The sequence below is a fragment of the Serratia grimesii genome, assembly GCF_900186025.1.
Lineage (GTDB): Bacteria > Pseudomonadota > Gammaproteobacteria > Enterobacterales > Enterobacteriaceae > Serratia > Serratia grimesii.
Genome location: NZ_LT883155.1, coordinates 351378 through 357180 on the forward strand (window position 1 = coordinate 351378; position 5803 = coordinate 357180).

Annotated in this window: 3 tRNA genes and 4 rRNA genes; all 7 read left to right on the forward strand. The window is 52.0% G+C overall.

Annotated features, from left to right (window positions below):
- Nucleotides 1-245 precede the first annotated feature (245 nt).
- The 7 genes from SGBXF1_RS01580 to rrf (SGBXF1_RS01610) all read left to right on the forward strand — a co-directional run bounded on the left by SGBXF1_RS01580 (nt 246) and on the right by rrf (SGBXF1_RS01610) (nt 5716).
- Nucleotides 246-1788, forward strand: a 16S ribosomal RNA gene (locus SGBXF1_RS01580).
- Between the two features lie 73 nt (nt 1789-1861).
- Nucleotides 1862-1938 (forward strand) — tRNA-Ile (locus SGBXF1_RS01585).
- A gap of 37 nt (nt 1939-1975) precedes the next feature.
- Nucleotides 1976-2051, forward strand: a tRNA-Ala gene (locus SGBXF1_RS01590).
- Between the two features lie 205 nt (nt 2052-2256).
- A 23S ribosomal RNA gene (locus SGBXF1_RS01595) occupies nt 2257-5165 on the forward strand.
- 179 nt (nt 5166-5344) lie between these two features.
- A 5S ribosomal RNA gene (gene rrf / locus SGBXF1_RS01600) occupies nt 5345-5460 on the forward strand.
- A gap of 13 nt (nt 5461-5473) precedes the next feature.
- Nucleotides 5474-5549, forward strand: a tRNA-Thr gene (locus tag SGBXF1_RS01605).
- A 51-nt stretch (nt 5550-5600) separates the two neighbouring features.
- Nucleotides 5601-5716 (forward strand): 5S ribosomal RNA (gene rrf / locus SGBXF1_RS01610).
- The 16S, 23S and 5S rRNA genes sit together here with 3 tRNA genes alongside, the layout of an rRNA operon.
- Nucleotides 5717-5803 lie beyond the last annotated feature (87 nt).

Consider the following 5803-nt stretch of genomic DNA (forward strand, 5'->3'; position numbering starts at 1 on the left):
AAAGCGTAATATACGCCACCTCGAGATAGCAAGCTACGGCGGCTAACTCACTGCTCTTTAACAATTTATCAGACAATCTGTGTGGGCACTCCACAAGACGATATCCAGAACCTTCGGGTTCGAAAAAATATCAAGTCTTGAAGAGTGACCAAGCAATAAGTCAGTCAGTTGATTCGTCAACGGTCTGATTATTACGAAAGTTAATTTTCGAGCATCGCTTCACGAGTTGAAGCAAATCAAGCTTTTAATTGAAGAGTTTGATCATGGCTCAGATTGAACGCTGGCGGCAGGCCTAACACATGCAAGTCGAGCGGTAGCACAGGAGAGCTTGCTCTCTGGGTGACGAGCGGCGGACGGGTGAGTAATGTCTGGGAAACTGCCTGATGGAGGGGGATAACTACTGGAAACGGTAGCTAATACCGCATAACGTCTTCGGACCAAAGTGGGGGACCTTCGGGCCTCACGCCATCAGATGTGCCCAGATGGGATTAGCTAGTAGGTGGGGTAATGGCTCACCTAGGCGACGATCCCTAGCTGGTCTGAGAGGATGACCAGCCACACTGGAACTGAGACACGGTCCAGACTCCTACGGGAGGCAGCAGTGGGGAATATTGCACAATGGGCGCAAGCCTGATGCAGCCATGCCGCGTGTGTGAAGAAGGCCTTCGGGTTGTAAAGCACTTTCAGCGAGGAGGAAGGGTAGTGTGTTAATAGCACATTGCATTGACGTTACTCGCAGAAGAAGCACCGGCTAACTCCGTGCCAGCAGCCGCGGTAATACGGAGGGTGCAAGCGTTAATCGGAATTACTGGGCGTAAAGCGCACGCAGGCGGTTTGTTAAGTCAGATGTGAAATCCCCGCGCTTAACGTGGGAACTGCATTTGAAACTGGCAAGCTAGAGTCTTGTAGAGGGGGGTAGAATTCCAGGTGTAGCGGTGAAATGCGTAGAGATCTGGAGGAATACCGGTGGCGAAGGCGGCCCCCTGGACAAAGACTGACGCTCAGGTGCGAAAGCGTGGGGAGCAAACAGGATTAGATACCCTGGTAGTCCACGCTGTAAACGATGTCGACTTGGAGGTTGTGCCCTTGAGGCGTGGCTTCCGGAGCTAACGCGTTAAGTCGACCGCCTGGGGAGTACGGCCGCAAGGTTAAAACTCAAATGAATTGACGGGGGCCCGCACAAGCGGTGGAGCATGTGGTTTAATTCGATGCAACGCGAAGAACCTTACCTACTCTTGACATCCAGAGAATTCGCTAGAGATAGCTTAGTGCCTTCGGGAACTCTGAGACAGGTGCTGCATGGCTGTCGTCAGCTCGTGTTGTGAAATGTTGGGTTAAGTCCCGCAACGAGCGCAACCCTTATCCTTTGTTGCCAGCACGTAATGGTGGGAACTCAAAGGAGACTGCCGGTGATAAACCGGAGGAAGGTGGGGATGACGTCAAGTCATCATGGCCCTTACGAGTAGGGCTACACACGTGCTACAATGGCGTATACAAAGAGAAGCGAACTCGCGAGAGCAAGCGGACCTCATAAAGTACGTCGTAGTCCGGATCGGAGTCTGCAACTCGACTCCGTGAAGTCGGAATCGCTAGTAATCGTAGATCAGAATGCTACGGTGAATACGTTCCCGGGCCTTGTACACACCGCCCGTCACACCATGGGAGTGGGTTGCAAAAGAAGTAGGTAGCTTAACCTTCGGGAGGGCGCTTACCACTTTGTGATTCATGACTGGGGTGAAGTCGTAACAAGGTAACCGTAGGGGAACCTGCGGTTGGATCACCTCCTTACCTAATGATATTGATTGCGTGAAGTGCTCACACAGATTGTCTGATAGAAAGTAACGAGCAGAAATACCTTTATAGGCTTGTAGCTCAGGTGGTTAGAGCGCACCCCTGATAAGGGTGAGGTCGGTGGTTCAAGTCCACTCAGGCCTACCACTTCTCGAAGTGGAAAAGGTACTGCACGTGACTGTATGGGGCTATAGCTCAGCTGGGAGAGCGCCTGCCTTGCACGCAGGAGGTCAGCGGTTCGATCCCGCTTAGCTCCACCATATAGTCCTGTATTTCAATACTTCAGAGTGTACTGGCAACAGTATGCTGCGAAGTATTTTGCTCTTTAACAATCTGGAACAAGCTGAAAATTGAAACATGACAGCTGAAACTTACTCCTCCGTAGAAGTACTGGAGTAAGGAGTACCCTGTCATAGAGTCTCTCAAATGTAGCAGCACGAAAGTGGAAACACCTTCGGGTTGTGAGGTTAAGTGACTAAGCGTACACGGTGGATGCCTAGGCAGTCAGAGGCGATGAAGGGCGTGCTAATCTGCGATAAGCGTCGGTAAGGTGATATGAACCGTTATAACCGGCGATACCCGAATGGGGAAACCCAGTGCAATTCGTTGCACTATCATACGATGAATACATAGTCGTATGAGGCGAACCGGGGGAACTGAAACATCTAAGTACCCCGAGGAAAAGAAATCAACCGAGATTCCCCCAGTAGCGGCGAGCGAACGGGGAGGAGCCCAGAACCTGAATCAGTTCTTGTGTTAGTGGAAGCGTCTGGAAAGTCGCACAGTAAAGGGTGATAGTCCCGTACACTAAAATGCATTAATTGTGAGTTCGATGAGTAGGGCGGGACACGTGACATCCTGTCTGAATATGGGGGGACCATCCTCCAAGGCTAAATACTCCTGACTGACCGATAGTGAACCAGTACCGTGAGGGAAAGGCGAAAAGAACCCCGGCGAGGGGAGTGAAATAGAACCTGAAACCGTGTACGTACAAGCAGTGGGAGCACCTTCGTGGTGTGACTGCGTACCTTTTGTATAATGGGTCAGCGACTTATATTTTGTAGCAAGGTTAACCGTATAGGGGAGCCGTAGGGAAACCGAGTCTTAACTGGGCGAATAGTTGCAAGGTATAGACCCGAAACCCGGTGATCTAGCCATGGGCAGGTTGAAGGTTGGGTAACACTAACTGGAGGACCGAACCGACTAATGTTGAAAAATTAGCGGATGACTTGTGGCTGGGGGTGAAAGGCCAATCAAACCGGGAGATAGCTGGTTCTCCCCGAAAGCTATTTAGGTAGCGCCTCGTGAACTCATCTTCGGGGGTAGAGCACTGTTTCGGCTAGGGGGCCATCCCGGCTTACCAAACCGATGCAAACTCCGAATACCGAAGAATGTTATCACGGGAGACACACGGCGGGTGCTAACGTCCGTCGTGAAGAGGGAAACAACCCAGACCGCCAGCTAAGGTCCCAAAGTCATGGTTAAGTGGGAAACGATGTGGGAAGGCATAGACAGCCAGGATGTTGGCTTAGAAGCAGCCATCATTTAAAGAAAGCGTAATAGCTCACTGGTCGAGTCGGCCTGCGCGGAAGATGTAACGGGGCTAAACCATGCACCGAAGCTGCGGCAGCGACGCTTAGGCGTTGTTGGGTAGGGGAGCGTTCTGTAAGCCGTTGAAGGTGGCCTGTGAGGGTTGCTGGAGGTATCAGAAGTGCGAATGCTGACATAAGTAACGATAAAGCGGGTGAAAAACCCGCTCGCCGGAAGACCAAGGGTTCCTGTCCAACGTTAATCGGGGCAGGGTGAGTCGACCCCTAAGGCGAGGCCGAAAGGCGTAGTCGATGGGAAACAGGTTAATATTCCTGTACTCGGTGTTACTGCGAAGGGGGGACGGAGAAGGCTAGGCTAGCCGGGCGACGGTTGTCCCGGTTTAAGCGTGTAGGGGGAGTGACCTGGTAAATCCGGTTACTCATTCAACCCTGAGGCGTGATGACGATGCACTACGGTGCAGAAGTAGTTGATGCCAAGCTTCCAGGAAAAGCCTCTAAGCATCAGGTAACACAGAATCGTACCCCAAACCGACACAGGTGGTCAGGTAGAGAATACCAAGGCGCTTGAGAGAACTCGGGTGAAGGAACTAGGCAAAATGGTGCCGTAACTTCGGGAGAAGGCACGCTGGCGCGTAGGTGAAGAGACTTGCTCTCGGAGCTGAAGCCAGTCGCAGATACCAGCTGGCTGCAACTGTTTAATAAAAACACAGCACTGTGCAAACACGAAAGTGGACGTATACGGTGTGACGCCTGCCCGGTGCTGGAAGGTTAATTGATGGGGTCAGCCGCAAGGCGAAGCTCTTGATCGAAGCCCCAGTAAACGGCGGCCGTAACTATAACGGTCCTAAGGTAGCGAAATTCCTTGTCGGGTAAGTTCCGACCTGCACGAATGGCGTAATGATGGCCAGGCTGTCTCCACCCGAGACTCAGTGAAATTGAACTCGCTGTGAAGATGCAGTGTACCCGCGGCAAGACGGAAAGACCCCGTGAACCTTTACTATAGCTTGACACTGAACATTGAGCCTTGATGTGTAGGATAGGTGGGAGGCTTTGAAGTGTGGACGCCAGTCTGCATGGAGCCAACCTTGAAATACCACCCTTTAATGTTTGATGTTCTAACTCGGCCCCATAATCTGGGGTGAGGACAGTGTCTGGTGGGTAGTTTGACTGGGGCGGTCTCCTCCCAAAGAGTAACGGAGGAGCACGAAGGTTAGCTAATCACGGTCGGACATCGTGAGGTTAGTGCAAAGGCATAAGCTAGCTTGACTGCGAGAGTGACGGCTCGAGCAGGTACGAAAGTAGGTCTTAGTGATCCGGTGGTTCTGAATGGAAGGGCCATCGCTCAACGGATAAAAGGTACTCCGGGGATAACAGGCTGATACCGCCCAAGAGTTCATATCGACGGCGGTGTTTGGCACCTCGATGTCGGCTCATCACATCCTGGGGCTGAAGTAGGTCCCAAGGGTATGGCTGTTCGCCATTTAAAGTGGTACGCGAGCTGGGTTTAGAACGTCGTGAGACAGTTCGGTCCCTATCTGCCGTGGGCGTTGGAAGATTGAGAGGGGTTGCTCCTAGTACGAGAGGACCGGAGTGAACGCACCACTGGTGTTCGGGTTGTCATGCCAATGGCACTGCCCGGTAGCTAAGTGCGGAAAAGATAAGCGCTGAAAGCATCTAAGCGCGAAACTTGCCTCGAGATGAGTCTTCCCTGGGAACTTGATTCCCCTGAAGGAACGTTTAAGACTAAGACGTTGATAGGCTGGGTGTGTAAGTGCAGCGATGCATTGAGCTAACCAGTACTAATGATCCGTGAGACTTAACCTTACAACACCAAAGGTGTTTTGATTTGAGACAAAATCGTCGGGAACGATTTTGAACGCCGTCAGCGGCGGCCCCGAAGGGGGTGAGTATCAGGATGATACGAATACTCTAGATTTTCAGCGACGTTCCGAGATTGGTTCTGATGGCTACGTGAGGTAGCGGTTAGGATGAAACAGAATTTGCCTGGCGGCAATAGCGCGGTGGTCCCACCTGACCCCATGCCGAACTCAGAAGTGAAACGCCGTAGCGCCGATGGTAGTGTGGGGTCTCCCCATGCGAGAGTAGGACACTGCCAGGCATCAAATTAGTGTGCTGATATGGCTCAGTTGGTAGAGCGCACCCTTGGTAAGGGTGAGGTCCCCAGTTCGACTCTGGGTATCAGCACCACTTTTATTAAAGTGGGTTTAGAAGTTCGGCAAAAAAGAATTAAAGAATTTGCTTGGCGGCAATAGCGCGGTGGTCCCACCTGACCCCATGCCGAACTCAGAAGTGAAACGCCGTAGCGCCGATGGTAGTGTGGGGTCTCCCCATGCGAGAGTAGGACACTGCCAAGCATCAATTAAGCCAAGAGGCCATCCGAAAGGATGGCCTTTTTGCTTTGTATCGACCAACAACGTACGATTTTCCGCCTGTTTCTAAGC